The organism is Amycolatopsis sp. NPDC049688 (genome assembly GCF_040674975.1).
Taxonomy (GTDB): Bacteria; Actinomycetota; Actinomycetes; order Mycobacteriales; family Pseudonocardiaceae; genus Amycolatopsis.
This window is the reverse complement of record NZ_JBFANY010000005.1, coordinates 1-24899: the sequence shown is the minus strand read 5'-3', so window position 1 is coordinate 24899 and position 24899 is coordinate 1. Positions and strand designations below refer to the sequence as shown.

The following is a 24899-nucleotide window of genomic DNA, read 5'->3' as shown; positions in this document are numbered from 1 at the left end:
ACCGGTTTCCGCGAACGGAGGGTTCGCGACGTTTTCGGGCCGGAATCACTCCTGTGGGCGACGTCCGCGGCGGGATTTCGGGGTGCGGACGCGCGGGGTGGAGTGGCGGAGGGCTGGAGGCACCGCTGGCTCGGGGCGGGATCGCGGAGCCCGCCGGTCGGTTCGCGTACCTGGAGGGTCGGCTCGCGTACCCGGACGGTCGGCTCGCGTACCTGGAGGGTCGGCTCGCGTGCCCGGACGGTCGATTCGCGTGCCCGGACGGTCGGCTCGCGTACCTAAAGGGTCGGCTCGCGTGCCCGGACGGTCGATTCGCGTGCCCGGACGGTCGGCTCGCGTACCTAAAGGGTCGGTTCGCGTGATCGAGGAGTCGACTCGCGTGATTGGAGGGGCGACTCGCGTGATTGGAGGGGCGACTCGCGTGATTGGAGGGGCATCTCGCGGGTGGGGTGCGGGAGGGAGGGATTCGGGGCCCCCTGCGGCCCGGATCCCTCCCTCCCTTTCAGAGGGTCAGGCGGAGGAGGGCGAGGCCGTTTCCGGCGCGGACTTCGAGGGCCGTCAGGTCCGAGGTCTTGAGGGCCGTGCCGATCACGATGCGAGCCGTGTTGTCCGGGACCGCCTTCCACGTCGCCAGCTGCGTTTCCGCCCCGGAACGGGAAATCGCCACCAGGATGTACTCGCCGCTGCTGCGGTCCCCCGTGTAGCTGCACGACATGTCCACCTGCGTGCCCCACGAGAAGGCGTCGAGGCGGGCGTCCGCGCGGACCGGGAACGCGCCCAGCGCCGTCATCGCCACCGAAGGCGGCGGAGCCGGCACGGAAGACGACGCCACCACCGCCAGCGCGACGCACGCCGACACCGCCAGGGCCGCCGACGCGGACGTCACCGCCGTCCGGATCCGGCGGCCGCGCCGGACGCGGCGCAGGACCGACGGCAGCAGGTCCGGCGGGGGCGGCGCGAGGTCCGGTGGCACCGCGGGCGCGTCGACCCTGGCCAGCAGCCCCGGCAGCCCCGCCAGGTCGCGCACCGAAGCCGCGCAGCGGTCGCACGTGCGCAGGTGCTCCTCGAAACGCTGCCGGTCCTCGGGGGAAAGCGCTCCCAGCACGTAGGCGGCGTCGAACGTCGCGAACGGGTCTTCGCTCACTGGGTCACCCCCCTCTCCTCGAGCACCAGCCGCAACGCGCGCAACGCGTAGTGCGTGCGCGACTTGACCGTCCCTTCGGCGACGCCCAGCCGCAGCGCCGCATCCGCCACTGAATAGCCCTGGAAGTAACACAGGACCAGCACCTCGCGGTGCCGTTCCGACAGCTCGGCCAGCGCCTCCGCGACCAGCCACCCCTGCACCGCGCGGTCGGTGCCGTCGGCGACCGCGCCCTCCGGCGGCCGGTCGGTGACCACCTCCGACCGGGCCGACGCCGAGCGCCAGCCGTCGATGGCGATCCGCCGGGCCACCGTGAACAGCCACGCCCGCGCCGAACCCTGTGACTGGTCCAGCACCGACGGCGACCGCCAGGCCCGCAGCAGCGTCTCCTGGAGGACGTCCTCGGCCCGGATCCGGTCACCGGAGGTCAGGTGCAGGGCGTAGGACCACAGCGCGGCCGCGTGCTCTTCGTGCAGCGCGCGCATCAACGCCTCTTCGGCGACTTCTCCCACGAACTCAGGCCGTCACCCGGCGCCGGTCCTTCACGAACAGCAGCGCCAGGCCGCCCACGATGCAGACCGCCTCCGTGATGACGCCCCAGTACTCCGGCTGGCTGTTGAACTGGTCGTGGTTGCCCATGAACCCGACCGTCGCGGCCAGCACGTACGCGCCGAGCGTCAGCGCCCCGAAGCCGAACGCGCCCAGCGCCGGCAGCCAGTGCCGCCAGGCCAGGACCGCTACGGCCAGCACCAGCCCGGCGATCGCGTCGAGCAGGAACAGGGTGCCGGTGATGCCCGGGTAGTCCTGTGTCCACAAGAAGTAGTGCACGCCCGCCGAGCCCAGCAGCGCGGCCGCCACGACGATGCGCAGAACCCAACTCACCATGATCGTTCCTCCACTCCACACCCACTCCGGTACATACACGGAGCAGGGGGCGATCCGGTTCACCGGGAATTGAACCGAACCGGGGGTGATCTCGTTCATAAGGGCATGACAGCCGAACTGCACTCCCGCCGCACCGTCCTGTCCACCGGTGCCGCCGTCGCCGGTGCCGCCGTCGGCGCCGTCGCGCTCTCCGCCTGCTCGGCCGAGCCGGGCGCCAAGTCGGGCACCGCGCAGGCGCCGATCGCCGCCGGGACGCCGCTGGTCGCGCTTTCCGACGTCCCGGTCGGTCAGGCGAAGGCCGCCAAGGCCCCGGACGGTTCCGACGTCATCGTGGCCCGGACGTCCGAGTCGGCCGCCGCCGCGTTCAGCGCCGTGTGCACCCACCAGGGCTGCACGGTCGCGCCGAAGGGTGCCGACCTGGTCTGCCCGTGCCACGGTTCGGTGTTCAACGCGCTCACCGGCGAGGTCAAGCAGGGCCCGGCCAACAAGCCGCTGCCGTCCGTGCCGGTCAAGGTCGAGAACGGGAAGGTCGTGACCGGCTGACGAGCCGGGCGCACGCGAAGGGCCCTTGCGGACGAACGTCCCCAAGGGCCCGACGCGGGACAGCGGCGGTTCAGGCGTCCCAGGTGAACAGCGGGCCGGCCGCCGCGACGTCGCGCTCGGCGTCCAAACCGGACAGGACGTCCGCCGAGGCGTCCAGCGCGACGACCGGGACGATGGCCGAGTAGCCCGCCGCCGTCACCGCTTCCGGGTCCCAGCTGACGATCGGCTGGCCGGCCCGCACCTGCTCGCCCTTGACGACGTGCAGTGTGAAGCCCTCGCCCTTCTCCTTCACCGTGTCGATGCCCAGGTGGACCAGCACGGCCTTGCCGTCCTCGGTCGCCACGACGTAGGCGTGCGGGTGCAGCGTCGCGACCGTGCCGTCGACCGGCGCGACGGCGTCCGACCGGCCGCCCGAAGGCTGCACGGCGATGCCCGGGCCCACCATGGCCTGCGCGAACACCGGGTCCGGGACCTCGGTGATCGGCACCACGCGCCCGGCGACCGGGCTGAGGATCTCCAGGCTCACAGCAGGTCCTCGATGTCGCTGGCGATCGTGTCCGCCTCCGGCCCGACGATCACCTGCAGGGCCGTCGACCCCATCTTCACCACGCCCATCGCGCCGGCCTTCTTCAGCGCCGCTTCGTCGACGAGGCTCATGTCCTCGACCTCGCAGCGCAGCCGCGTGATGCAGCCCTCGACCTCGGTGAGATTGCCCGCGCCGCCGAGTGCCGCGAGGATCTTTTCGGGCCTGTCATCCGCCATCGCGGTCTCCTTGTTCACTGTTTGTTCCCAACCTGACGCGAACCGCGTGTCCACCTGTACTACGCCGATCGTCGGCATGCACCCCGCCGCGGGCCACGAACGGATAACGGTGGTTGACACCCGTCCGCACGGCGGAGCATCCTGCCCCATCAGATCATTGGTCTAGACCGGAACGTACCAATGTTCCGGGCCGGACGCGAGCACCGGTCCCCCGGTGCCGCGAGAACGAGGAGGGTGACGCCGATGAGCGCGGCCGCGCACGTCCCGCCGCCCGACAAGGTTGTCAACGGGCCCACGCCCAAGCACGCCCAGCTGCGGGAAATCCTCCGCCGCACGGTGGAGCGCGAGCTCCCCCCGGGTGCGCCGATCCCGTCGGAACGCGAGCTGGCCCAGCGCTACGGCGTGTCGCGGCTCACGGTCCGGTCGGCGATCGGCAAGCTGGTCGAGGAGGGCCTGCTCGCCCGGGTCCGCGGCAAGGGTACGTTCACCGCGGCCCGGCGGATGGAGCTGCAGCTCTACCTGATGTCGTTCACCGACGACATGCGGAGGCGGGGGCTGACCCCGACGACCGAGGTGGTCTCCGCGGCCACCGAGGTGCCGCCCACCGCCTCGGCACACGCCCTCGGCCTGGCCGAGGGCGCTCCGGCGCACCACCTGGTCCGGTTGCGGCACGCCGACGGCGTGCCACTGGCCGTCGAACGCGGCTGGTACCACGCGGGCCGGGCACCCGGCCTGCTCGAACTGGACCTGACCCAGTCCATTTACGCACAGCTGGCCGAGACGTACGGTGTGCGTCCCGACCGGGCGTGGCAGACGGTCTGGGCGGAGGGCGCGGACCGCGAGACGGCCCGGCTGCTCGGCATGCGTGCCGGCAGCCCGCTGCTCGTGTTCCGGCGGGTCTCCAGCGCCGGGGGCGACCCCATCGAAGACATCACGTCCTGGTACCGGGGAGATCACTACCAGGTGACCATGCAGTTGGACCGGAACACCCCGGAACCCGGTCAACCACCCCACTATGGAGGATCCAGATGAGTTCGACCACCGCGGAGGGGGCGAAGAAGAGCGGCAGCGGTCTTGCCGGTCTTCAGCGCTTCGGCCGTAGCCTCATGCTCCCGATCGCCGTGCTCCCGGCGGCGGGCATCCTGCTCCGGTTCGGCCAGGACGACATGCTCGGCAAGGACGGCCTGGGCTGGAACAAGGTCGCTTCGGTGCTGGGCGCCGCGGGCGGCACGCTGTTCAACTGGCTGCCGCTGCTGTTCGCGGTCGGCATCGCCGTCGGCTTCGCCAAGAAGGGCGACGGCTCGACCGCCGTCGCGGCGGTCGTGGGCTTCTTCGTGTTCAGCTCCGTCGTCCAGGTGTTCGCCCCGCTGGCCGACCTGCCCGGCTACAAGGCGGGCGCGACCGAGCTGGCGCCGATCAAGTGGCCGTACTCGGTGCTCGCCGGTGTCGTGGTCGGCATCGTGGCGGCGCTGCTGTGGCAGAAGTACCACCGCATCAAGCTGCCCGCCTACCTGGCGTTCTTCGGCGGCCGCCGGTTCGTCCCGATCATCACCGCCGGTGTCATGGTGCTGCTCGGCGTGATCTTCGGCCTGGTCTTCCACTGGGTCGACCAGGGCATCCAGGCCGCCGGTGACGCGGTCACCGCCGCCCCGGTCGTCGGTGGCGGCATCTACGGCGCGCTGAACCGCCTGCTCATCCCGGTCGGTCTGCACCAGCTGCTGAACGTCCCGGTCTGGTTCATCTTCGACGGCGGTGACATCAACAACTTCGTCGCGGGCAAGATGTCGGCGGGTGCCTTCACCACGGGCTTCTTCCCGATCTTCATGTTCGCGCTGCCCGCCGCCGCGCTCGCCATCTGGCAGACGGCCCGCCCGGCGCAGAAGAAGGTCGTCGGCGGTGTGATGATCGCCGGCGCGCTGACCTCGTTCCTGACCGGTGTCACCGAGCCGATCGAGTTCTCGTTCATGTTCGTCGCGTGGCCGCTGTACCTGTTCCACGCGATCATGACCGGCACCTCGCTGGCGATCTGCAACGCGCTGGGCATCCACCAGAGCTTCAACTTCTCGGCCGGCGCGATCGACTACCTGCTCAACCTCGGCGCCCCGGCGGCGCAGAAGCCGTGGCTGCTGATCCCGATCGGGCTCGTCTACGCGGTGATCTACTACGTGGTCTTCCGCTTCGCGATCGTCAAGTTCAACCTGCGGACCCCGGGCCGCGAGGACGACTCGATCGAGGCCGACCTCGAGCGCACCGCCGCCGCGTAACATCCGTACCGACGTAGCACCTGTTTAGCGAGAGGACGAACATGCCGGAGAAACGCGTCGCCGTGGCCAGCAAGGTGGGCCTGCACGCCCGGCCGGCCGCGCTGGTGGCGAAGGCGGCCGCGGCGCAGCCCGTCGCGGTGCAGATCGCCAAGGCCGGCGGGAACCCGGTGGCCGCCGGCAGCGTGCTCAACCTGATGACGCTGGCCGCCGGTTACGGCGACGAGGTGATCATCAGCGCCGAGGGCGAGGGCGCCGAGGAGGCCGTGGAAGCGGTCGCCCAGCTCGTCGCCACCGACCTCGACGCCTGACGGATCCACGAAGGCCCCCGCACCGGTCCCCGACACCGGTGCGGGGGCCTTCGTTTCGTAGGGTGGGCGCATGGAGAGCCTGCGCCTGATCGACGAGTGGCCGGTGGACAACGCCGCGACGGCCGTGGTGACGGCGGACGGCAGCGTCGCCGGCCGCCACGGCGACACCGCGCGGAAGTTCCGGCTGGCGTCGGTTTCCAAGCCGCTGACCGCCTACGCCGCGCTGATCGCGATCGAGGAGGGTGTCGTCGAGCTCGACACCCCGGCCGGGCCCGAGGGCTCGACCGTGCGGCACCTGCTCGCCCACACCTCCGGGCTCGCCTTCGACGCGCACAAGGCGATGGCCGCGCCGGGCACCCGGCGCCTGTACTCCAACGCCGGGTTCGAGCAGCTGGCCGACGCGCTGGCCGAGCACTCCGGCATCCCGTTCGCGCAGTACCAGGCCGAGGCGCTGTTCGCTCCCCTCGGCATGACGTCGACCGCGCTGGAGGGGTCGCCCGCGTCCGGCGCGGTGTCCACTGTGGACGACCTGGCCGCGTTCGCCGCCGAGCTGCAGGCCCCGAAGCTGCTGGCCCCGGCCACCGTGGCCGAAGCGACGAACGTGGTGTTCCCCGGGCTGTCCGGCGTGCTGCCCGGGTTCGGGCACCAGAAGCCCAACGACTGGGGCCTCGGCTTCGAGATCCGCGACCACAAGAGCCCGCACTGGACGGGCGCGGCGAGCTCGCCGCGGACGTTCGGCCACTTCGGCCAGTCGGGGACGTTCCTCTGGGTCGACCCGGACGCGGGCGCGGCCTGCGTGGCGCTGACCGACCGCGCGTTCGGGCCGTGGGCCGCCGAGGTCTGGCCGCGCTACACCGACGCCGTGCTGGCGGAACTGGGCGCGTGAAGCCGGGTCCTCCTCGCCGCCTCTCCTGTGCTCGCCGCCTGCAGCGCACCCCGGCGAACCCGGTGGACGCCGTCCCCTTCCCCTGACCCGCTCGTGAGTGGGAAACAGTGTTCCAACCCTGTTTCTCACTCACGACCAGCCGCGGCCGGGCGTTCAGCCGAACGGACCCCACCGGCAGGGTCCAAAGACCCTGCCGCCCACCCGGCACGAGTGGTGTCCTGTACAGGTGCAGGCCCGCCGCAGGGCCGGTGCGGGGACCTCGGGCCCCGGCGGGCCGCACACCTTCTTCACTCCATGACGCGGATCGGTTCCCCCGCCTGGTAGGCGGCGATGTCCTCGACCGCGTCGCCGTAGAAGATCTCGTAGACCTCCCGCGTGACGAAGCCGATGTGCGGCGTCAGGACCGCGTTGTCGAGTGTCCTCAGTGGATGGTCGGCGGGGAACGGCTCGGTGTCGTAGACGTCCAGCGCGGCGGCGCGGATCTCCTTGCGCCGCAACGCCTCCACCAGCGCGGCTTCGTCGACGATCGGGCCGCGGGAGGTGTTCACCAGCAGCGCGGTCGGCTTCATCGCGGCGAGCTCGGGCGCCCCGACCAGGCCGCGGGTGCGCTCCCCGAGCACCAGGTGGATGGACAGCACGTCCGACCGTGCGAACAGCTCGTCCTTGCTCACCGCCGTGACGCCGTGCGGATCGGCCTTCTCCTGCGTGAGGTTCTGGCTCCAGGCGATGGTCTCCATGCCGAAGACCTGCCCGATCCTGGCCGCGCCGGCGCCGAGCCGGCCCAGGCCGAGCAGGCCGAGGGTCTTGCCGTGCAGCATGGTGCCGACGGACGTCTGCCAGCCGCCCTCGCGCATGGACCGGAACTCCTGCGGCAGGTTCCGCGACGCGGCCAGGATCAGCGCCCAGGTGTGCTCGGCCGTCGGTTCCCCGATGTAGCCGGTGGCGGACACGACGACGCCGTTGCGCCGCGCGGCCGCGACGTCGATGGCCGCGTTCCGCTTGCCCGTGCTGACCAGCAGCTTCAGGTCGGGCAGGGCGTCGAGCACCTCGGCCGGGAAGCGGGTGCGCTCCCGCATCGCGACCACCGCCTCGAAGCCCTGCAGCTGCTTGACGACGTCGGTCAGGGGTTCGGTGAAGACCGTGATGTCGGCCTGCAGCGAGTCCCAGTCACCGAAGGTAAGGGCGACGTTCTGGTAGTCGTCGAGAATCGCGATCCGCATGGCCTCACCGTAGCCCGGCGAAGACGTCCACCCGACGTGACCCAGCCCTCTTGAACACGTTCAAAAAGCGGGCTACCGTCCTTCTTGAACACGTTCAAAACTGGAGGAACCATGGACCCGATAGTCCTCGCCTACGCGCTCTACCTGCTGATCAGCATCCCGCTGACCGTCCTCGTCGCCCGGACGCTGAGCAAGCACGGCCGCACCTTCCTCGCCGAGGTCTTCGCCGACAGCCCGGGCCTGGCCAACGCCGTCAACCAGCTGCTGGTCGTCGGCTTCTACCTGATCAGCCTCGGGTTCGTGACGCTCTTCCTGACCAGCGGCGCCGACATCACGACGGCCCGGGAGGTGTTCGAGATGCTGTCGGTCAAGATCGGCACGGTCGCGCTCGTCCTCGGCGTCATGCACCTGTTCAACGTGCTGGTCTTCAACGGCATCCGGCGCCGCCACCTGGCCCCGAAGCCCGCGCCGGCGCCGCTGCCGCTCCCCTACCCCGGCGTGCCGCAGGCCCCGCCCTACCCCGCGCCCTGACGGCGGCGGCGCTACCGTGCAGCGCGTGGCCAAGAGCGAGGAAACGCGGTCCCTGATCGTCACGACCGCGATGCGGCTGTTCACCGAGAACGGCTACGACCGCACGACGATGCGGGCGATCGCCGCCGAGGCGGGCGTCTCGGTCGGGAACGCCTACTACTACTTCTCGTCCAAGGAACAGCTGATCCAGGGCTTCTACGACGAGATGGCCGGGCAGCACCTGGCGGCGGCCCGGGCCCTGCTGGACGGGCGGCCCGGCTTCGCGGACCGGCTCAAGGCCGTGCTGCTGTGCTGGCTCGACGTCGCCGAGCCCTACCACCGCTTCGGCACCCAGTTCTTCGTCAACGCGGCCGACCCGGAGTCGCCGCTGAGCCCGTTCAGCGACGACTCCTCGGCCGCCCGCGAGGCGTCGATCGGCCTCATGCGCGAGGTCGTCGACGGCTCCGACGTCAAACTCGACCCGGAACTGCGGGACCGGCTGCCGGAGCTGCTGTGGCTCTACCAGATGGGCGTGGTGCTGTTCTGGGTGCACGACCGCTCGGCCGGCACGAAACGCACCCGGATGCTGGTCGAGCGCAGCGTGCCGCTGCTGGCCCGGCTGGCCTCCCTCTCCCGGCTGCGGGTGTTCCGCCCGGTCAGCCGGGAGATCGTCGACCTGATCCAGGAGCTGGGCAAGCGCGACTGACGGCGCTTCACTCCTTGCGGGAGATCACCTCGGTGGCCCCGTTCTTGCTGAACGCGGCCCACAGGTTGAAGCCGATGATCGCCACGCCGGCGATCAGCCACAACCAGATGAACCCCCCGGACTTGTTCGCGTTGACGAACCCGAAGACGAGAAGGGCGGCACCGAAGATCGCGCCGAAGACCGCCACGGGTTTCGAGGGTTTGACGTTGAAGGACGACATTCACCCACCCCAGTTCAGTGAAATCAACGACCGTTGACCAGGTGCCCGCGATCATCCGGCGCCAAACCCCGTCCCGGACAGCTCGATCATTTCCGCGGCCGAGCCGGCCCTAGCCGGGATTGACCGCCCGGAAGTACAGGAACCGCGGCTTGGTCCGCAGGTTGGCCGCCCACTGCGGATCGGCGGCCTCGGCCTCCGGGACCGGCATCGGCTCCACCAGGCGGTCCACCGCGAAGCCAGCGTCGCGGATCGCCTGGAACGTCCAGCTCAGCGGGCGCCGGTGGAAGCGGACCACGGTGCCCGGCGGGAACTCGTCCTCCAGCAGCTCGAGCTCGAAGTAGTTCTCCTTCCCGAACCAGCGCCAGTCCTCGCCCGGGTGGTGCACCGAGAACACCAGCACCCCACCGGGCTTGAGGACCCGGCGGAACTCGGCCAGCGCGGGCCCCCAGTCGGCCAGGTAGTGCAGCACGAGCGACGCCGTGACGACGTCGATCGAGGCGTCCGGCAGGTCCAGGGGCCGGGTGATGTCCGCGACCTCGAACCGGGCGGCGGCACCGAACTTCCGCCGCGCGACGGCGATCATGCCCGCGCTGGAGTCGATGCCGAGGACGTCGGCGCCGCGCTCGGCCAGCAGTGCGCTCAGGTGGCCGGCCGCGCAGCCGACGTCGAGCACGCTCAGCCCGTCGACGTCGCCGGCCAGGTCGAGGATCGCCGGCCGGTCGTAGAGGGCGTTGGTGACGGACTTCTCCGCGTGCTCGGCGTAGGCCTCGCTGTGGGCGTCGTACTGCGCGGCGCGCGCCCGGCCGAGGATCTCCTCGACCACCTCCGTCTTGGCGTCGGCGTAGTTTTGGATGTACTTCCACGTCCTCGCGGCCAGCTCACGCTTCTTCGCCGCGTACAGCTCACGTTCCTCCGGGTGCGAGCGCAGGCGATCGCGGAACAGGCGGTAGCGCGGCGTCTGGCCGTTGCCCGGCGAATGGACGTGCAGGTTGATGTTCGTGTCCGGGCCCTTGAAGCAGCGGTGCTTCTCCCAGTCCGGCTCGCGGATGACGAGCCGGTAGCCGGCCGCCTCCAGCGCCGGGACGTAGCTTTCCTCGTCGCCGGAATCCGGGACTTCCAGGAGGATGTCGACGATCGGCTTGGCACACAGCCCCGGCACCGACGTCGAGCCGACGTGCTCGAGCACGAGCACCCGCTCCCCCAGGACGCCGCGGATCCGCTCGGCTTCACGTTCGAAGAGCCGCGGCCACTCCGGGTCGTAGTCCGCGAGCGTGACGGTCGAGTTCAGCTTCGGTGCTTCGCCGACCCACACACTTCGGACCTTTTCGTCGCTCAACGCGTCTTGACTGGTCATTCCGGTAGACCCCCTTCAGCAAGGCAGTCGACCAGATTATCAACACGCGCAACTGGTTTCAGCCGATCGGCAGCGGCAGCAGGTTCCCGGTCGCTTCGCGCAGGGCGTCCCGCATCGCCGCCCGCGGGGCCGGGCGGCCGGTGAAGTGCTCGGCCTGGCCGAACGCCTGGTGCAGCAGCATGTCCAGGCCGGTGGCGAGCCGGCCGCCGCGGGCCGCGACCGCTTCGGCGAGCGGCGTCGGCCACGGGTGGTAGATGACGTCGAGAACGTGCGCGACCACGGCCAGCTCGGCCACGTGCGCGACGACCGCGTCCGGCGGCACGGTGTTCACCAGCACTGCCGCCCCCGCCGCCAGTGCCGCGAAGTCGGTCTCGGACCAGCGCAGGACGTCGACGTCGAGCGAAGCCCGCTTCGCCGCGTCGAGGGTTTCGCCGGCCCGCGCCGGTTCGCGCACGACCAGGCGCACCTGCCGCACGCCGAGGTCCGCGAGCCCGACGACCGCGGCCGCCGCGGTGCCGCCCGCGCCGAGCACGATCGCGGTGTCCCCGGGCGACGGCTCGTAGCCGCCCGCGACCCGCAGCGCGCCGGTGACGCCCTCGACGTCGGTGCAGTCCGCGAGCCAGCCTCCCGGGGTGCGGACGAGCGTGTTGGCCGCACCGACGGCAGCCGCGCGCGGCGTCACCTCGTCCGCGTGGTCCAGCGCCGCGCGCTTGCCCGGCATGGTGACCGAAAACCCGGCCCACTCGGGACCGAAGCCGTCGACCAGCGCCGGCAGCTCCGCGGCGCCGGTCTCGATCCGCTCGTACGTCCAGCCGGTCAGGCCGAGTGCGGCGAACGCGGCGCCGTGCAGCACCGGGGACAGCGAGTGCGCCACCGGCTTGCCCAGCACCGCGGCCTTGCGTGGCTCAGAAGACACCGCGTTCCTTGGCGAGGGCGACGTTCTTCTTGTGGTCGTCGAAGCTGACCGCGAAGCAGGACAGGCCGTTCTGTTCGCACTTGACGAAGTACACCCACTCGCCGTCCGGCGGCTTGACCGCCGCCTTGATGGCGTCCGGGCTCGGCACCGCGATGGGCGTCGGGGTCAGCCCGGTGTTCAAGTAGGTGTTGTACGCCCCGGGGCGATCCCGCTCGTTGTCGTTGGTCGCCAGCGTCGGCCGGTCCAGCACGTAGTTGACGGTGGAGTCCATCTGCAGCCGCATGTTCTTCTTCAGCCGGTTGTAGATGACCCGCGAGAGCTTGCCGAAGTCGGCCTTCACCGCCTCGCGCTCGATGATCGAGGCGACGATCAGCGTCTGGTACGGCGTCATCCCCGGACCGGTCGACTGCGGGCTCAGCCCGGCGTTCTGGATCGCCTCGGCCGAGGTGTGCACCAGCTGCCCGAGGATCTCCTGCGCGGTCGACCCGGGCTTGACGTCGTAGACACCGGGCGCGATCAGGCCTTCCAGCCTGCGGTCCTTGCGGTCGGCCTTGTTCGCCGGCTCGATCGCCCAGTCCGGCACGCCGAGCTGCTTCAGGTCCGCCGCGTCGACGGCCTTGCGCAGGTCGTCCGCCGAGACGCAGGTGCTCTTGCCGTTGAGCTGCGCGCACGACGCCTTCGCCATCAGGCTGTACACGCCGGGCGTGACCTTGCCGTCGGGCTGGGTGATGTCGTCGAACTGCGTGTACGGCCGGATTTCCAGCTGCCCGACGCGCGAATCCGGGGTGGTGATCCGCTCGACCGCGCTGGCCCCGGACATGTGCGACTTCATCACGTAGAAGCCGTGCTGGACCCGGGCGAGCTTCGGGTTGCCCTCGCCGGCCTTCACGAACGCCTTGCTGCTGGCGACGATGCCCGCCGTGGCGAGCTTGGTGCCGATCGCGGAGGTCGTGTCGCCGTCGTCCACCTGGAACACGACGTCGTCGGTGCCGGCGCCCTCGAAGTCGTCGTAGCCGAAGATCCTGTTGAAGCCGTAATAGGCGCCGCCCGCGAGCAGGGCGATCACCGCGATCGCGGCGACCCAGCCGAGGGCGCGCTTGCCCTTCTTCTTCCGCGGCTTTTCCGGCTCTTCGTCGTAGTCGTCGTAGTCCTCGTCGTACGCCGCCTCGTCGTACTCCTCGTAGTCGTCGTACTCGTCGTAGTCCGCGTACTCGTCGTCCTCGGCCACCGGCTCCTCGCGCGGCGGCTCGGCCGGCGGCAGCGGGGCGAGCGCGGGCAGGACGTCGGTGACCGGTTCCTCGCGCACCGGCGGGGCCGGCGGACGGCGGCGCCGCGGATCGGCGGCGGGTTCCGGCCCGCCTGCGGCCCGGTCACCCGGCTGGGCGGGCCGCCGGGCGGGCGGTTCGGCTTCGGCCTCCAGCGCCGCGCGGCGCCGCCGCGAATCGGCCTCGGCCGGCTCGGGAGCGGGACGGCGACGGCCGGGCGGCGGCCCGGCGGCCTCGACCGGTTCGGGTGCCGGGCGCCGCCGGCCGGGCAGGGGCTCGGCCGCGTCGGGCTCGGCCCGGCGCCGCCGCGGGGACGCCGGTTCGATGCGCTCGGGCAGGGCACGCCGCCGGCCGTCGGCCTCGTCGGGATCCGCCGCGAGCCGCCGGGGCGCGCGGCCCTCGGCCTCGTCGAAATCCGGAGTGCCACGCCGCCGGGGTGAGCGTCCGTCGGGTTCGTCGAGATTCGGTGCGCCACGCCGCCGGGGTGACCGGTCCTCGGCTTCGTCCGGGGCGGCTCGGCGCCGGCGCGGGGCCGGCGGCTCGATCTCCGAACCCTCGTCGAGGCCGTGGCGGGCGCGGGCGGCGCGGGCCGGGGCGGCCCGCCGCTCCTGGGGGTCGACGTCCTCGTCGGCCGGGGGCAGGGTGCCCGGCGGCTCGAGGCGGCGGCGCCGGCCGGACGGCGGTGCGTCCCGGCGCGGGTCGTAGGCCGGCGGCTCCGCGGGCCGGGACCGGCGGGAGGGTTGCGGCAGGTCGTACTCGCCGCTGGGGGCCTGCCCGCGCCGGGGCGGCAGCTCGTGCTGACCGCTCGGGGTGCGGCGCGGGTCACGCGGGTCGGCTCGGCGCGGTGCGGGCCGGGACGGCGGCGGGGTGGCCGCTTCCGGCTCGCGCAGTCGCCGGCGCCCGCGTGGGGGCTCTGGTGGCTGCTCGTTCATCGGTCTCCCTCCCGGGCGCGGTGCGCAGCGGCGGCGTCGATCCAGGCCTGCAGGATCTCGACGGCGGCGGCCTGGTCGACCACCGCGCGCTGCTTGCGGCCTTTGACCCCGCGCTGGGAGAGGATGCGGGATGCGGTGACCGTGGTCAGCCGCTCGTCGCCCAGCCGGACCGGCACGGGCGCTATCCGCCCGGCCAGACGCTCAGAATACGCGATGGCCAGCTCGGCCGCCGGTCCCTGGCGGTTGGCCAGCGTTCTCGGCAGGCCCACGATCACCTCGACCACCTCGTGTTCGGTGACGAGGGCGGCCAGCTGGTCCAGATCACTGTCGTCGGTCGCATCGCGGGAGAGGGTAACCAATGGCGACGCCAGCATCGGGGCCGGATCGCTCAGCGCCACCCCGACCCGGACGGATCCGACATCCACGCCGAGCCGGCGGCCCCGGCCCGGATCGCCCACACCGGGACGGTCCGGGCCGCGGTTTCCGCGGTTAACCAATGCCGGCAATCGCCGAGCGCAGGGCCGTGACCGCCTCGGCCGCACCGGCCGGGTTGGTGCCGCCACCCTGGGCCATGTCGGGCTTGCCGCCGCCCCGGCCGCCGATCTTCTCGGCGAACGACGGCACGAGCTTGCCCGCGGCGATGCCCTTGTCCTGGGCCGCCTTGGTCGTCGCGACGACGAAGCTCAGCTTCTCGCCGGCCGGCGAGAACAGCGCCACCACGCCGGGCCGCGAGCCGAGCCGGCCGCGGATGTCGGAGGCGAGCGCGCGCAGGCCGTTGCCGTCGACGTCCGGGACGACCTCGGCCACCACGGTCACGCCGCCGATCTCCTGCGCCTTGTCGACCAGCGCGCCCGCCGAGCCCAGCACCTGCTGGGTCTTGAGCTGCGCGATCTCCTTCTCGGCGTTCTTCAGCCGGGTCAGGACGTCGTCGATGCGGCCGGGCAGCTGGTCCGACGGCACCTTGAAGGTGTTCGCCAGCTGCGAGACCAGCAGCTGCTCCTTGCGGACGTACTTGAGCGCGTCCGTGCCGACCAGCGCCTCGACGCGGTGCACGCCCGAGCCGATGGAGGCGTCGGAGACCAGCTTGACCAGGCCGAGCTGGCCGATCCGGTCGACGTGCGTGCCGCCGCAGAGCTCGCGGGAGTAGTCGCCCATGTCGACCACACGGACGTCGTTGCCGTACTTCTCGCCGAACAGCGCGACCGCGCCCAGCTCGAGGGCCTTGTCCTTGGTCGTGGTGTAGCTCTGCACCTCGACGTTGGTCTGGAGGTAGTCGTTGACCTCCTCCTCGACCTCGGTCAGCACGTCGGACGACACCGAGCCGGGCGTGGTGAAGTCGAACCGCATGCGGCCCGGCGAGTTCAGCGAGCCCGCCTGCGCCGCGCGCTTGCCGTACGCGCCGCGGACGGCCGCGTGGACCAGGTGCGTCGCGGAGTGCGAGCGCTCGATCGAGAGCCGGCGGTGGGCGTCGACCGAGCCGGTGAGCTTGGTGTCCAGGCCGACCTCGCCCTGCTCCACCTCCACGCGGTGCACGTACAGGCCGGGGACGATCTTCTGGACGTCGAGGACCTTCAGCTCGACGCCGTCGCCGACCAGCACGCCGGTGTCGGCGACCTGACCGCCGCTCTCGGCGTAGAACGGCGTCCGGTCGAGCACCAGCTCGGCCTTCTTGCCCGCCGGGACGCTGCGGACCGGCCGGCCGTCTTCGAGCAGCGCGACGACCTTCGCCTCGGCCTGCAGGTCGGTGTAGCCGAGGAACTCGGTCTCGCCGTGCTGCTCCAGGACCTTGCGGTACTCCGAGAGGTCGCCGTGGCCGGTCTTGCGGGCCGCCGCGTCCGCCTTCGCGCGGGTCCGCTGCTCGTTCATGAGCGTGCGGAAGCCCTCTTCGTCGACGGTGAGGCCCTGCTCGGCTGCCATTTCGAGGGTGAGGTCGATCGGGAAGCCGTAGGTGTCGTGGAGCTGGAACGCCTTGTCGCCGGCCAGCACGTCACCGCCGCCGCGCTTGGTCTCCTCGGCCGCGAGGTCGAAGATGCGCGAACCACTCGTGAGGGTCGAGAGGAAGGCTTCCTCTTCGATCCGGACGACCTCGCTGATCCGGTCGAAGCCGTCGACCAGCTCGGGGTAGGTCGGGCGCATCGTGTCGCGGACGACCTTCGCGAACTCCTGCAGCACCGGCTCCTGCACGCCCAGCAGCCGCGTGGAGCGGACGATGCGGCGCAGGAGGCGGCGCAGCACGTAGCCGCGGCCGTCGTTGCCCGGGGTGACGCCGTCGCCGATCAGCAGGACGCCGGTGCGGGCGTGGTCGGCGATGACGCGGAAGCGGACGTCGTCGGCGTGGTTGCTGCCGTAGCGGCGGCCCGAGAACTCCTCCGCGCGGCCGATCACCGGGCGCACGAGGTCCGTCTCGTAGACGTTCTCGACACCCTGCAGGATCGTCGCGACGCGCTCGACGCCCATGCCGGTGTCGATGTTCTTCGCGGGCAGCTCGCCCAGGATCGGGAAGTCCTTCTTGCCGCTGCCCTCGCCCCGGATGTTCTGCATGAACACCAGGTTCCAGATCTCGATGTAGCGGTCCTCGTCGACGACCGGGCCGCCCTCGCGGCCGTACTCCGGGCCGCGGTCGTAGTAGATCTCCGAGCACGGCCCGCACGGGCCGGGGATGCCCATCGACCAGAAGTTGTCGACCATGTCGCGCGCCTGGATGCGCTCGCCGGGCAGGCCGGTGATCTTCTTCCACAGCCCCGCCGCTTCGGCGTCGTCTTCGTAGACGGTCGCCCACAGGCGATCGGGGTCGAGGCCGTAGCCGCCTTCGCTCTGGGGCTTGGTGATCAGCTCCCAGGCGTACTCGATGGCGCCTTCCTTGAAGTAGTCGCCGAAGGAGAAGTTGCCGGCCATCTGGAAGAAGGTGTTGTGCCGGGTGGTCTTGCCGACCTCGTCGATGTCCGGCGTGCGCACGCACTTCTGCACGGAGGTCGCGCGCGGGTACGGCGGCGGCGCCTCACCGAGGAAGTACGGCTTGAACTGCACCATGCCGGCGTTGACGAACAGCAGGTTCGGGTCGTCGAGGATCAGCGGCGCGCTGGGCACGCGCGTGTGGCCCTTGCCCTCGAAATGGCGCAGGAAACGATCGGTGATTTCGTGTGTGTCCACGGGTCAGTCCTTGTAGCTGTGGTTCGGCAGCGGGTCGGCGGCGACGGCGAAGGGGCTCCGGGCAGGCCCGGATCAGCCCTCCGCCCGGCGAGCTCGCCGGACCGGGCGCCGGGCGGCCGCGTGCCGTCCCTCGGCGCGGGGCGCGGTCACGCCCGTCCGCTCCTCGACCATGTCGTGCAGCTCCTGTTCCCGCTCGTTCATGCCCGCACGCACCTCGGCGCCGAACGAACCCACGGCACCCGCCAGCTCGCGCACGGCGTCCCCCAGGTTCGATGCTAACCCGGCCGGAGTGGCCTGACGAGCGGTTTCGGCGGCCTTGCGGGAGAGCACGACCCCGGTGACGACGCCGACGCCGAGCCAGAACAGCCGCTTCATTTCCCGGCCTTCCTGGCGGCCTTCAGCGCGCTCTTCTTCTTGCGCGCCTTGATCGCCTTGGACAGCCCGTAGGACAGCGCCGCGGTCTTGACCAGCGGGCCGCCCAGGGTCGCGGTGAACACCGACGTCAGCGCGGAGACGTTGCCGGTGACCGCCTGCGCGTTCGCGGTGATCCCGTCGACTCGCTCGAGCTGGGTGTTGACGTGCGTGATCGTCTCGTTCGCGCCGATCAGCAGCGGGTCGGTGTTGCTGTTGGTGCGCTCGATCGCCTCGGTGGCCGCGTCCAGCGTCTTGCCGAGCTTGATCAGCGGGATCGCCAGCAGGACGACCAGCACCACGAATGCTCCTGCGGCGATCAACGCGGCGATCTGCCCTGCCGACACGGGCCCTCCTCGGTTCAGGGGTCGGGATGCCGCCTGAGGTTACCGCCTGGGCCGGTCCCCGACCGTGTCACCCCGCCGCGGCCCGTCCGGGGATCTCCGGGGACGTCCGACCGGCGGAAACTGTCGGTGCCCACCGGTAGAGTCGAAAACGGGGGGCGCCCCGGCGGCCGGGGCGGATTTGCTACCGCTCCTTGACCACAGCCCGGTACAGCGCCGCCATGTCCTCGTCTCCGTGGCCGGCCTCGACCGCCGCCTCCAGGTGGGCCAGCACCGCCTTCGCCCCCGCCAGGTCGACCTGCTCGCCCGCGGCCTCCACCACCAGGCGGGCGTCCTTCGCCGCCAAGCCCGCCGGGAACGCCGGTGGGTACTCGCCCGCCAGCATCGCGCCGCCCTTCACGTGCGCGTAGCCCACGTCCAGGCCGCCGCCCTCGATCGTCTGCAGGAACAGGTTCGGGTCCAGGCCCAGGGCGCGGGCCAGGCCCAGGCTCTCCGCCGTCGCGTTCGTCAGGGCCAGCACCCAGGCGTTCATCACCAGCTTCAGCCGGCTGCCGCCGCCCGCCGGGCCGAGCCAGATCGTGCGCATGCCGACCGCGTCGAACACCGGGGTGGCCGCCGGGCGGGCCTCCTCCGGGCCCGAGCCCAGGACCAGGAGCTGCGCCTGCTCCGCGGGCTGCCGGGTGCCGAGCACCGGGGCGTCGACGAACACCACGCCCGCCTGCTCCGCCATCGCGGCGAGGCGGTCGGTCCAGTCGAGGCCGACCGTGCTCATCTGCAGCCACAACGTCCCCGAAGCGGGCGAAGCGGCTTCGAATGCTTCAGCGACGGCGGGGCCGTCGGCGAGCATCGTCACGAGGATGTCCGCGCCTTCGGCCGCGGCGGACGGCGAATCCGCGACCGTGGCGACGCCGGCGAGCGGTTCGGCCTTCTCCCGGGTCCGGTTCCAGACGCGGACGTCGAGGCCGGCCTCGGCGATGTTGGCCGCCATCGGGGCACCCATGATCCCGGTTCCGAGAAACGCGACAGTCATGCTGCCATCGTGGCGGAGCCGCGGCGCGGCCGCGCGCTCAGTAGTCGCCGAGCAGGCAGAAGGGGTGGCCCGCCGGGTCGGCGTAGACGCGCCAGCCCCGGCCGCCGAGGTCGGGGTCGAGCAGGCGGCCGCCGTTGGCCAGCACCACGTGGTGCGACTCCCGGAAGTCGTCGACCTCGAAGTCGAGGTGGAACTGCTGCGGCAGGGCGGGATCGGGCCAGCTCGGCGGCCGGTGGTCCGGCGCGCGCTGGAAGCCCAGCACCATCCCGTCCACGTGCAGGGTCGACCAGTCCTCGTCCACGCGCCACCGCGGATCGGGCAGATCCACCTCGCCGCCGAGCAGGGCCTGGTAGAAGCGGGCGAGCACCGCCGGTTCCGGACAGTCCAGGACGATGCACTGCAGCGTCGCGGGCACGGGCACGCCTCCTGCCGTCGTGGGGCCTCCCCGGACGGGGCCGCCTGGAGGGGAAGAGTTTACGAACCCCGATGATCTTGACCACCCCGGCCCACTCCGGGCGAACGGCGTTCAACGGGCGGTGCCACAGATTGATGTCCGGGTGGCCGGCGCGAGGGCTGGCTTGCGGGCGCGACGCGACGGTCCCCGCTGCCCGAAGGGGCCTTCACTGCCCGCGGATGGTCCTCCGCAGCTTGGGCACGCGCTCGGCCAGCGTCCGCTCGGCACCGCGCTGGGTGGGCTCGTAGTAGTCCCGGCCGACCAGCTCGTCCGGCGGGTACTGCTGCGCCAGCACCCCCTCCGGCACGTTGTGCGGATACCGGTACCCCTGCGCATTGCCCAGTTTCTTCGCGCCCGCGTAGTGCCCGTCGCGCAGGTGCGGCGGGACCGTGCCGGCCAGCCCGGCGCGGACGTCCGCGAGCGCGGCGTCGATGCCCTTGATCACCGCGTTGGACTTCGGCGCGGTGGCCAGGTGCACGGTCGCCTGCGCGAGCGCCAGCCTGCCCTCCGGCATGCCGATGAACTGCACCGCGTGCGCGGCCGCGACCGCCGACTGCAGCGCCGTCGGGTCGGCCATGCCGATGTCCTCGCTCGCGTGCACCACCAGCCGCCGCGCGAGGAACCGCGGGTCCTCCCCCGCCTCGATCATCCGGGCCAGGTAGTGCAGCGCGGCGTCCACATCGGACCCGCGGATCGACTTGATGAACGCGCTGATCACGTCGTAGTGCTGGTCGCCGTCGCGGTCGTAGCGCACCGCCGCCTTGTCCACAGTGGACTCGACGATGGGCAGGTCGATCGTCTTCGCCTCGGTGGCCGACGCCGCGTCGGCCGCCGCCTCCAGCGCGGTGAGCGCGCGGCGCGCGTCCCCGCCCGCGAGCCGGACGAGGTGGGCGCGCGCGTCCTCGGTCAGGGTCAGCTCGCCGCCCAGGCCGCGCTCGTCGGCCAGGGCCCGCTCGAGCAGCGCCGTGATGTCCTCGTCGGTGAGCGGACGCAACTGCAGCACCAGTGACCGCGACAGCAGCGGCGAGACGACGGAGAAGGACGGGTTCTCCGTGGTCGCCGCGACCAGCAGCACCGTGCGGTCCTCGACCGCGCCGAGCAGCGCGTCCTGCTGGGTCTTGGAGAACCGGTGCACCTCGTCGATGAACAGCACGGTGTTCTCGGTGTTGTACTGGCGGCGCCGCCGCGCCTCCTCGATGACCCCGCGGACCTCCTTGACCCCCGCCGAAAGCGCCGACATCGCGACGAACCGGCGGCCGGTGGCGATCGAGACGAGGTTGGCCAGCGTCGTCTTGCCCGTGCCCGGCGGGCCGTAGAGCAGCACCGACGCCGGCGCGGCGCCCTCGACCAGCCGCCGCAGCGGAGCCCCTTCGCGCAGCAGGTGCTGCTGGCCGACGACCTCGTCGAGCGAGCGCGGCCGCATCCGCACGGCCAGGGGCGAGCTCGCCGGGTCGGCCTGCGGTTCGGCCGCGTTCGACTCCGTGCGCTCCGGCGGAGGCGCGATGTCGGCGTTCACGGTGAAGAGCTCGTCCTGTGCCACACCGATGACGTTAACCGACCCCACCGACAGAACCGCTTGCCCCGGTCCCCGGATCGGCGCTACCGTCGTGATGACCGATTGACCGAAAGTGCGAATCCGGTCAACAGGTCAAACACTCAACGAACCCGCAGGTGGAAGAACGCATGAGCCATCCCAACCGCGAGCGCGCCGACCGGATCCTGGACGCGGCGGGCGAGCTGCTGCTGCGCATGGGCTACCGCAAGGTGGCGGTGGACGACATCGCGCGCGCGGTCGGCATCGGCAAGGGCACCGTCTACCTGCACTGGCGCAACAAGGAGCTGCTGTTCCAGGCGCTGATGATGCGCGAGTCGGCCGACCTGACCGACGAGGTCCTGCAGGCGATCAGGGCCGACCCGGCGATGATCCTGCCGCACCGGATGATCCCGGGGTCGTTCCTGATCACGCACCGCCGTCCGCTGGTGATGGCGATGCTGCGCGGCAACGCCGAGATGTTCGGCTCCCTCGGCGACCTCGCCCTGCACAAGCAGCAGGACGCGCTGCGCGCGCAGTTCGAGGAAACCATGGTGCGGCACGGGCTGATCCGGGCCGACGTGCCGAACCTGAGCTACGCGCTCAGCGCCTCGACGCTCGGCTTCTACCTGGGCGACACGCTTTCGCACGAGTTCGAGGACGTGCCCCTCGAAGAGAAGGCGGCCGTTCTCGCGCACCTGATCCGCACCGCGTTCGAGCCGCCCGGGGAGCCCGATCCCGGCGTGGTCGCGGAGGTGTCGGCCGTACTGAGCTCGGCGCTCGAGGAGCTCGTCTCGAGCTACCGCAACGGGATCTACGCACACGATCCCACCAGGGCACCCGGGTAAGCCCCGGGGCCACACAGGGGAAAGGGGCGGAAATGACCACCACACTCGCCGACACCTGGGGACTCCACGAATCCCAGTTCTGGCTGCGGGGGAAGCAGCCGGAGAAGCAGGTCGAGTTCGCCGCGGAACTGGGGATGTGGAACGTCTACGGGCACCCGGAGACCGAGGAGATCCTCCGCGACCCGGCGACGTTCTCCTCCGACACGTCCCGCCTGGTGCCGAAGGAGATGATGCCGGAGCTGGACGAGGACGCGCTGGCCGCGGGCAGCATCCTGCAGCTGGATCCGCCGCTGCACAACAAGATGCGCAAGCTCATCAGCCGGGCCTTCACGCCGAAGGTGGTGGCGGACCTCGAGCCGCGGATCGCCGCGATCACCCACGAGCTGCTCGACGCCGCCCCCGGCGGCGGCCGGCTGGAGCTGGTGGCCGACCTGGCCTACCCGCTGCCGGTGATCGTGATCGCCGAGCTGCTGGGCGTCCCGGCCAGCGACCGGTACCTGTTCAAGGGCTGGGTGGACCGCATGTTCGAGTCCGCCGACCAGGTTTCGCTGGTGAAGACGGACGAGAAGCAGGACGAAGCGATCAAGAAGTCCCTGGAAGGCCAGAAAGCGCTCATCGAGTACCTGGGCGGGCACGTCGACGAGCGGCGCAAGCAGCCGCGCGAGGACCTGCTGACGAAGCTGGTCGAGGCCGAGCTGGACGGAGAACGGCTGTCCCGCGCCGAGGTCGTCAACTTCGCGAACATCCTGCTGCTGGCCGGCCACATCACCACCACGATGCTGCTCGGCAACGTGGTGCTGTGCCTGGACACCTACCCGGAGTGGGACGAACGGGCGCGCGCGGACCGGTCGCTCGTGCCCCCGGTGATCGAGGAGTCGCTGCGGTTCCTGACGCCGTTCGCGGCGGTGGGCCGCACGACGATGCGGGAGGCGGAAGTCGGGGGCGTCACGGTGCCGGCGGACCAGATGCTGCTGGTGTGGGTGGCCGCGGCCAACCGGGACGAGCGGGTGTTCGCCGACCCCGGGCGGTTCGACCCGCTGCGCGAGGAGAACCCCCACCTGGCGTTCGGCCGCGGCATCCACTTCTGCATCGGCGCGCCGCTCGCGCGGCTGGAAGGCCGGGTGGCGCTGAACATCCTGTTCGACCGCTACCCGGCGTTGCGCACGATCCCGGGTGAGCCGCCGAAGTTCCAGGTCAACCCGAACATGACGGGCGTGCGCGAGCTGCCGCTCACGGTGGGGTGAATGGTTGCGCCCTGGGCGAAATCCCTCGCCCGGGGCGCTGCCCGTGCCCGATGGTGGGGCGGTGAACGTGGCCGTGCTGTCCGACATCCACGGGGTGCTGCCGGCGCTGGAGGCGGTGCTGGCGGAGCCGGACGTCCGGGCGGCGGACCGGATCGTGCTCCTGGGTGACATGCTCGCCGGGCCGATGCCGGTCGAGACCCTCGAACGGCTGCAGGCGCTCGGCGACCGTGCGGTGTGGGTCCGCGGCAACGCCGACCGCGAACTGGCGGAGTCGGCGCGCACCGGCGGCTCGTTCGTCCCGGACCCGATCTTCCCGTGGGCGGCGCGGCAGCTGCGTCCGGCCGACCTGCCGGTGCTGGACGCGCTGCCGCTGACCGTCACGCTGGGCGAGGTGCTGTTCTGCCACGCCACCCCGCGGAACGACACCGAAATCGTGCTGGTGGACTCTTCCCCGGAGCGCTGGGCGGAAGTGCTGGCGGGCGTTTCCGCGCCGACGGTGGTGTGCGGGCACACGCACATGCAGTTCGCCCGGTTCGCCGACCGGCGGCTGGTCGTGAACCCCGGCAGCGTCGGGATGCCGTACGGGGCAAGGGGTGCGCACTGGGCCCTGCTCGGCGACGGCGTCCAGCTGCGGCGCACGGAGTACGACACCGAGGCGGCGTGCCGGTTCCTCGCCTCGCGGTCGGGTTATCCGGACATCGAGGAGTGGGCGGACTACTTCGTCCGCAACCCGGCTTCGGACGTCGAGGCGTTGCGGGTGTTCAGCGGGCGCGGAACGAGTTCCACATGATCACCGCGGCGTAGGGCAGGAATTCGCGGCCGCGGCGCCACAGCCACGGGATGCCCTTGAGCACCAGCCACCCCACGTGCCCCGCGGTGCTCGGCTCGACCCCGCCGCTGCAGGTGAGGCTCACCGGTTCCGGCACGGCGAACCCGGCTTCGGAGAGCAGCCCGGTGAAGCCGTTCGCGAGCATGCGGTGGCCCAGTTCCGAGGGGTGCAGCCGGTCGACGCTCCACGACGCCAGGTCGTAGGCACCGGGCAGCCGCGCGAGGTCCAGGCAGGGCACGCCTTCCCGGGCGACGACCTCGTCGATGGCCGCGTTGAGCTCGGCGACGCGGGCGCTCAGGGCGCGTTTCAGCGACTGCGGGAGGCGGAAGACCTTGCTGTGGTCGTGGAACCGGACGGGCACGACGGTGGTGCCGCTTTCCCGCAGCCGCCGGATCACCTCGGTGAGATCGGCGGCGATGCGGCCGGCGTCGAAGTCGGGCCGCAGGGTGTCGTTCATGCCGGCGACGACCAGCGCCACATCGGGCCGGTGCGCGACGGCGGCGGGCACCTGTTCGGTGAGCACGCACCGCATCCGGGCACCGGCGAAGGAGGGGTTGAGGTAGCCGTCGGGCTCCACCCCGAGCGCGGCGGCGACCAGCGGGCCAACCCCCCGCCAGCCGGCCCGCCGCGGCAGCGGATCCCCGAGGCCGACGGCGGTGGAGTCGCCGAGCACTACCAGCCGCCGCGCGGGCCTGGACGCCAGCGGCGGCACGGCGGCGAGCTGGGGCCGGCGGCCGGGTTCGGGGAGTTCGGAAGTGACATCGACGCTCATCACGGTCACGCTGACGACCATCGGCCACGCAGGCTCACAGGCGGTGAGGACGAGGTAACGCGGTCGCGACACCGGGCCTAATTCTTGACGCGGACCTCACGGGAGCCGGAAATGTCCTGTTGACGGCGCGGTTCGGCAGGGCGGCGTGGCGGGGGAGGGGGGCGGTGTGCCCACGGGGTGAACGGAGCGGCGTAGCCGGATGCGGCTGCGGCCGCGGCCGCAGCGGTGACGCACCTGTGGCCCACAGCTCCCCCGGAGCCCCTCCGGCCACACCCCCCTGCCGACCCGATACGCAGCCGCATCAGCGGTCGGGGGGGGGGGGGTTGGGCGCGGGTTACGGCCGGTGAAAACCCGGCCCGCCCGGGAAAAAAAAACGC

The 24899-nt window shown here is 71.7% G+C and carries 28 protein-coding genes; 10 read left to right on the top strand and 18 right to left on the bottom strand.

Annotated elements, in window-relative coordinates; translation table 11 throughout:
* Positions 1–499 precede the first annotated feature (499 nt).
* The 3 genes from AB0J55_RS19085 to AB0J55_RS19075 are packed head-to-tail and all read right to left on the bottom strand — an operon-like array spanning position 500 to position 2023.
* Positions 500–1141, bottom strand: coding sequence for a zf-HC2 domain-containing protein (locus tag AB0J55_RS19085; RefSeq protein WP_364249647.1), 642 nt, complete (start codon positions 1139–1141; stop codon positions 500–502).
* Entirely contained in the window at positions 1138–1650 is a 513-nt protein-coding gene (locus AB0J55_RS19080; protein ID WP_364249644.1) for a sigma-70 family RNA polymerase sigma factor, read from the bottom strand. The genes AB0J55_RS19085 and AB0J55_RS19080 overlap by 4 nt, the downstream gene beginning before the upstream one ends.
* A gap of 4 nt (positions 1651–1654) precedes the next feature.
* Positions 1655–2023 (bottom strand): hypothetical protein, encoded by a 369-nt coding sequence (locus tag AB0J55_RS19075; protein WP_364249641.1) that lies wholly within the window; start codon positions 2021–2023, stop codon positions 1655–1657.
* A 105-nt stretch (positions 2024–2128) separates the two neighbouring features.
* Between AB0J55_RS19075 and AB0J55_RS19070 the strand changes: the two genes are divergently transcribed.
* Complete coding sequence (locus AB0J55_RS19070) at positions 2129–2566, top strand: Rieske (2Fe-2S) protein (RefSeq protein WP_364249639.1); 438 nt, start codon at positions 2129–2131, stop codon at positions 2564–2566.
* A 70-nt stretch (positions 2567–2636) separates the two neighbouring features.
* Here the strand turns inward: AB0J55_RS19070 and AB0J55_RS19065 are convergent, their stop codons facing one another.
* The gene (locus tag AB0J55_RS19065) at positions 2637–3092 is read right to left on the bottom strand and encodes a PTS glucose transporter subunit IIA (RefSeq protein ID WP_364249636.1); all 456 of its coding nucleotides are present in this window, start codon (positions 3090–3092) and stop codon (positions 2637–2639) included.
* Positions 3089–3406 carry a PTS glucose/sucrose transporter subunit IIB gene (locus tag AB0J55_RS19060; protein WP_364249633.1) on the bottom strand — a complete coding sequence of 106 codons (318 nt, stop codon included), beginning with the start codon at positions 3404–3406 and terminating at the stop codon, positions 3089–3091. The genes AB0J55_RS19065 and AB0J55_RS19060 overlap by 4 nt, the downstream gene beginning before the upstream one ends.
* A 165-nt stretch (positions 3407–3571) precedes the next feature.
* Between AB0J55_RS19060 and AB0J55_RS19055 the strand changes: the two genes are divergently transcribed.
* The 4 genes from AB0J55_RS19055 to AB0J55_RS19040 all read left to right on the top strand — a co-directional run bounded on the left by AB0J55_RS19055 (position 3572) and on the right by AB0J55_RS19040 (position 6786).
* A complete protein-coding gene (locus AB0J55_RS19055) occupies positions 3572–4360 on the top strand; it encodes a GntR family transcriptional regulator (RefSeq protein WP_364249630.1) in 789 nt (262 codons plus the stop codon).
* Positions 4357–5592 (top strand): PTS transporter subunit EIIC, encoded by a 1236-nt coding sequence (locus AB0J55_RS19050; protein ID WP_364249627.1) that lies wholly within the window; start codon positions 4357–4359, stop codon positions 5590–5592. Before AB0J55_RS19055 ends, AB0J55_RS19050 begins: the two co-directional genes overlap by 4 nt.
* A 41-nt stretch (positions 5593–5633) precedes the next feature.
* Entirely contained in the window at positions 5634–5900 is a 267-nt protein-coding gene (locus AB0J55_RS19045; RefSeq protein WP_091308360.1) for an HPr family phosphocarrier protein, read from the top strand.
* 70 nt (positions 5901–5970) lie between these two features.
* Positions 5971–6786 carry a serine hydrolase domain-containing protein gene (locus AB0J55_RS19040; protein ID WP_364249624.1) on the top strand — a complete coding sequence of 272 codons (816 nt, stop codon included), beginning with the start codon at positions 5971–5973 and terminating at the stop codon, positions 6784–6786.
* A 287-nt stretch (positions 6787–7073) separates the two neighbouring features.
* Here the strand turns inward: AB0J55_RS19040 and AB0J55_RS19035 are convergent, their stop codons facing one another.
* Positions 7074–8006 (bottom strand): D-2-hydroxyacid dehydrogenase family protein, encoded by a 933-nt coding sequence (locus tag AB0J55_RS19035; protein WP_364249621.1) that lies wholly within the window; start codon positions 8004–8006, stop codon positions 7074–7076.
* A 111-nt stretch (positions 8007–8117) separates the two neighbouring features.
* On the opposite strand from AB0J55_RS19035, the gene AB0J55_RS19030 reads away from it, so the two are divergent.
* Positions 8118–8537 carry a hypothetical protein gene (locus AB0J55_RS19030; RefSeq protein WP_364249618.1) on the top strand — a complete coding sequence of 140 codons (420 nt, stop codon included), beginning with the start codon at positions 8118–8120 and terminating at the stop codon, positions 8535–8537.
* A 25-nt stretch (positions 8538–8562) separates the two neighbouring features.
* A complete protein-coding gene (locus tag AB0J55_RS19025) occupies positions 8563–9222 on the top strand; it encodes a TetR family transcriptional regulator (protein WP_364249615.1) in 660 nt (219 codons plus the stop codon).
* Between the two features lie 7 nt (positions 9223–9229).
* Here the strand turns inward: AB0J55_RS19025 and AB0J55_RS19020 are convergent, their stop codons facing one another.
* The 11 genes from AB0J55_RS19020 to AB0J55_RS18970 form a co-directional block, all read right to left on the bottom strand.
* The gene (locus AB0J55_RS19020) at positions 9230–9442 is read right to left on the bottom strand and encodes a hypothetical protein (RefSeq protein ID WP_364249612.1); all 213 of its coding nucleotides are present in this window, start codon (positions 9440–9442) and stop codon (positions 9230–9232) included.
* 109 nt (positions 9443–9551) lie between these two features.
* Entirely contained in the window at positions 9552–10796 is a 1245-nt protein-coding gene (locus AB0J55_RS19015) for a GrpB family protein (protein ID WP_364249609.1), read from the bottom strand.
* Between the two features lie 58 nt (positions 10797–10854).
* Positions 10855–11685 carry a shikimate dehydrogenase gene (locus AB0J55_RS19010; RefSeq protein ID WP_364250764.1) on the bottom strand — a complete coding sequence of 277 codons (831 nt, stop codon included), beginning with the start codon at positions 11683–11685 and terminating at the stop codon, positions 10855–10857.
* A gap of 16 nt (positions 11686–11701) precedes the next feature.
* Entirely contained in the window at positions 11702–13909 is a 2208-nt protein-coding gene (gene mltG / locus AB0J55_RS19005) for an endolytic transglycosylase MltG (protein ID WP_364249606.1), read from the bottom strand.
* Positions 13906–14367, bottom strand: a complete 462-nt coding sequence (ruvX, locus tag AB0J55_RS19000; protein WP_103350558.1) for a Holliday junction resolvase RuvX — start codon at positions 14365–14367, stop codon at positions 13906–13908. Before ruvX ends, mltG begins: the two co-directional genes overlap by 4 nt.
* Positions 14368–14398: 31 nt before the next feature.
* Positions 14399–17059, bottom strand: coding sequence for an alanine--tRNA ligase (alaS, locus tag AB0J55_RS18995; RefSeq protein WP_364249603.1), 2661 nt, complete (start codon positions 17057–17059; stop codon positions 14399–14401).
* Between the two features lie 72 nt (positions 17060–17131).
* Positions 17132–17434: a hypothetical protein gene (locus tag AB0J55_RS18990; protein ID WP_191316307.1), complete on the bottom strand. Its 303-nt coding sequence runs from the start codon at positions 17432–17434 to the stop codon at positions 17132–17134.
* Complete coding sequence (locus AB0J55_RS18985) at positions 17431–17817, bottom strand: DUF948 domain-containing protein (protein ID WP_086841104.1); 387 nt, start codon at positions 17815–17817, stop codon at positions 17431–17433. Before AB0J55_RS18985 ends, AB0J55_RS18990 begins: the two co-directional genes overlap by 4 nt.
* A gap of 181 nt (positions 17818–17998) precedes the next feature.
* Positions 17999–18844, bottom strand: a complete 846-nt coding sequence (locus AB0J55_RS18980; RefSeq protein ID WP_364249598.1) for an NAD(P)-dependent oxidoreductase — start codon at positions 18842–18844, stop codon at positions 17999–18001.
* Positions 18845–18881: 37 nt separating this feature from the next.
* Positions 18882–19259, bottom strand: coding sequence for a VOC family protein (locus AB0J55_RS18975; protein ID WP_364249595.1), 378 nt, complete (start codon positions 19257–19259; stop codon positions 18882–18884).
* Positions 19260–19464: 205 nt separating this feature from the next.
* Positions 19465–20838 (bottom strand): replication-associated recombination protein A, encoded by a 1374-nt coding sequence (locus AB0J55_RS18970; RefSeq protein WP_364249593.1) that lies wholly within the window; start codon positions 20836–20838, stop codon positions 19465–19467.
* A 143-nt stretch (positions 20839–20981) separates the two neighbouring features.
* On the opposite strand from AB0J55_RS18970, the gene AB0J55_RS18965 reads away from it, so the two are divergent.
* The 3 genes from AB0J55_RS18965 (at position 20982) to AB0J55_RS18955 (ending at position 23711) form a co-directional block, all read left to right on the top strand.
* Positions 20982–21677 carry a TetR/AcrR family transcriptional regulator gene (locus AB0J55_RS18965; RefSeq protein WP_364249590.1) on the top strand — a complete coding sequence of 232 codons (696 nt, stop codon included), beginning with the start codon at positions 20982–20984 and terminating at the stop codon, positions 21675–21677.
* 32 nt (positions 21678–21709) lie between these two features.
* The gene (locus AB0J55_RS18960) at positions 21710–22921 is read left to right on the top strand and encodes a cytochrome P450 (protein ID WP_364249587.1); all 1212 of its coding nucleotides are present in this window, start codon (positions 21710–21712) and stop codon (positions 22919–22921) included.
* 61 nt (positions 22922–22982) lie between these two features.
* Complete coding sequence (locus AB0J55_RS18955) at positions 22983–23711, top strand: metallophosphoesterase family protein (RefSeq protein WP_364249584.1); 729 nt, start codon at positions 22983–22985, stop codon at positions 23709–23711.
* On the opposite strand, the gene AB0J55_RS18950 is transcribed toward AB0J55_RS18955, so the two are convergent.
* Complete coding sequence (locus AB0J55_RS18950; protein WP_364250761.1) at positions 23683–24543, bottom strand: SGNH/GDSL hydrolase family protein; 861 nt, start codon at positions 24541–24543, stop codon at positions 23683–23685. The genes AB0J55_RS18955 and AB0J55_RS18950 overlap by 29 nt on opposite strands.
* Positions 24544–24899: the final 356 nt, after the last annotated feature.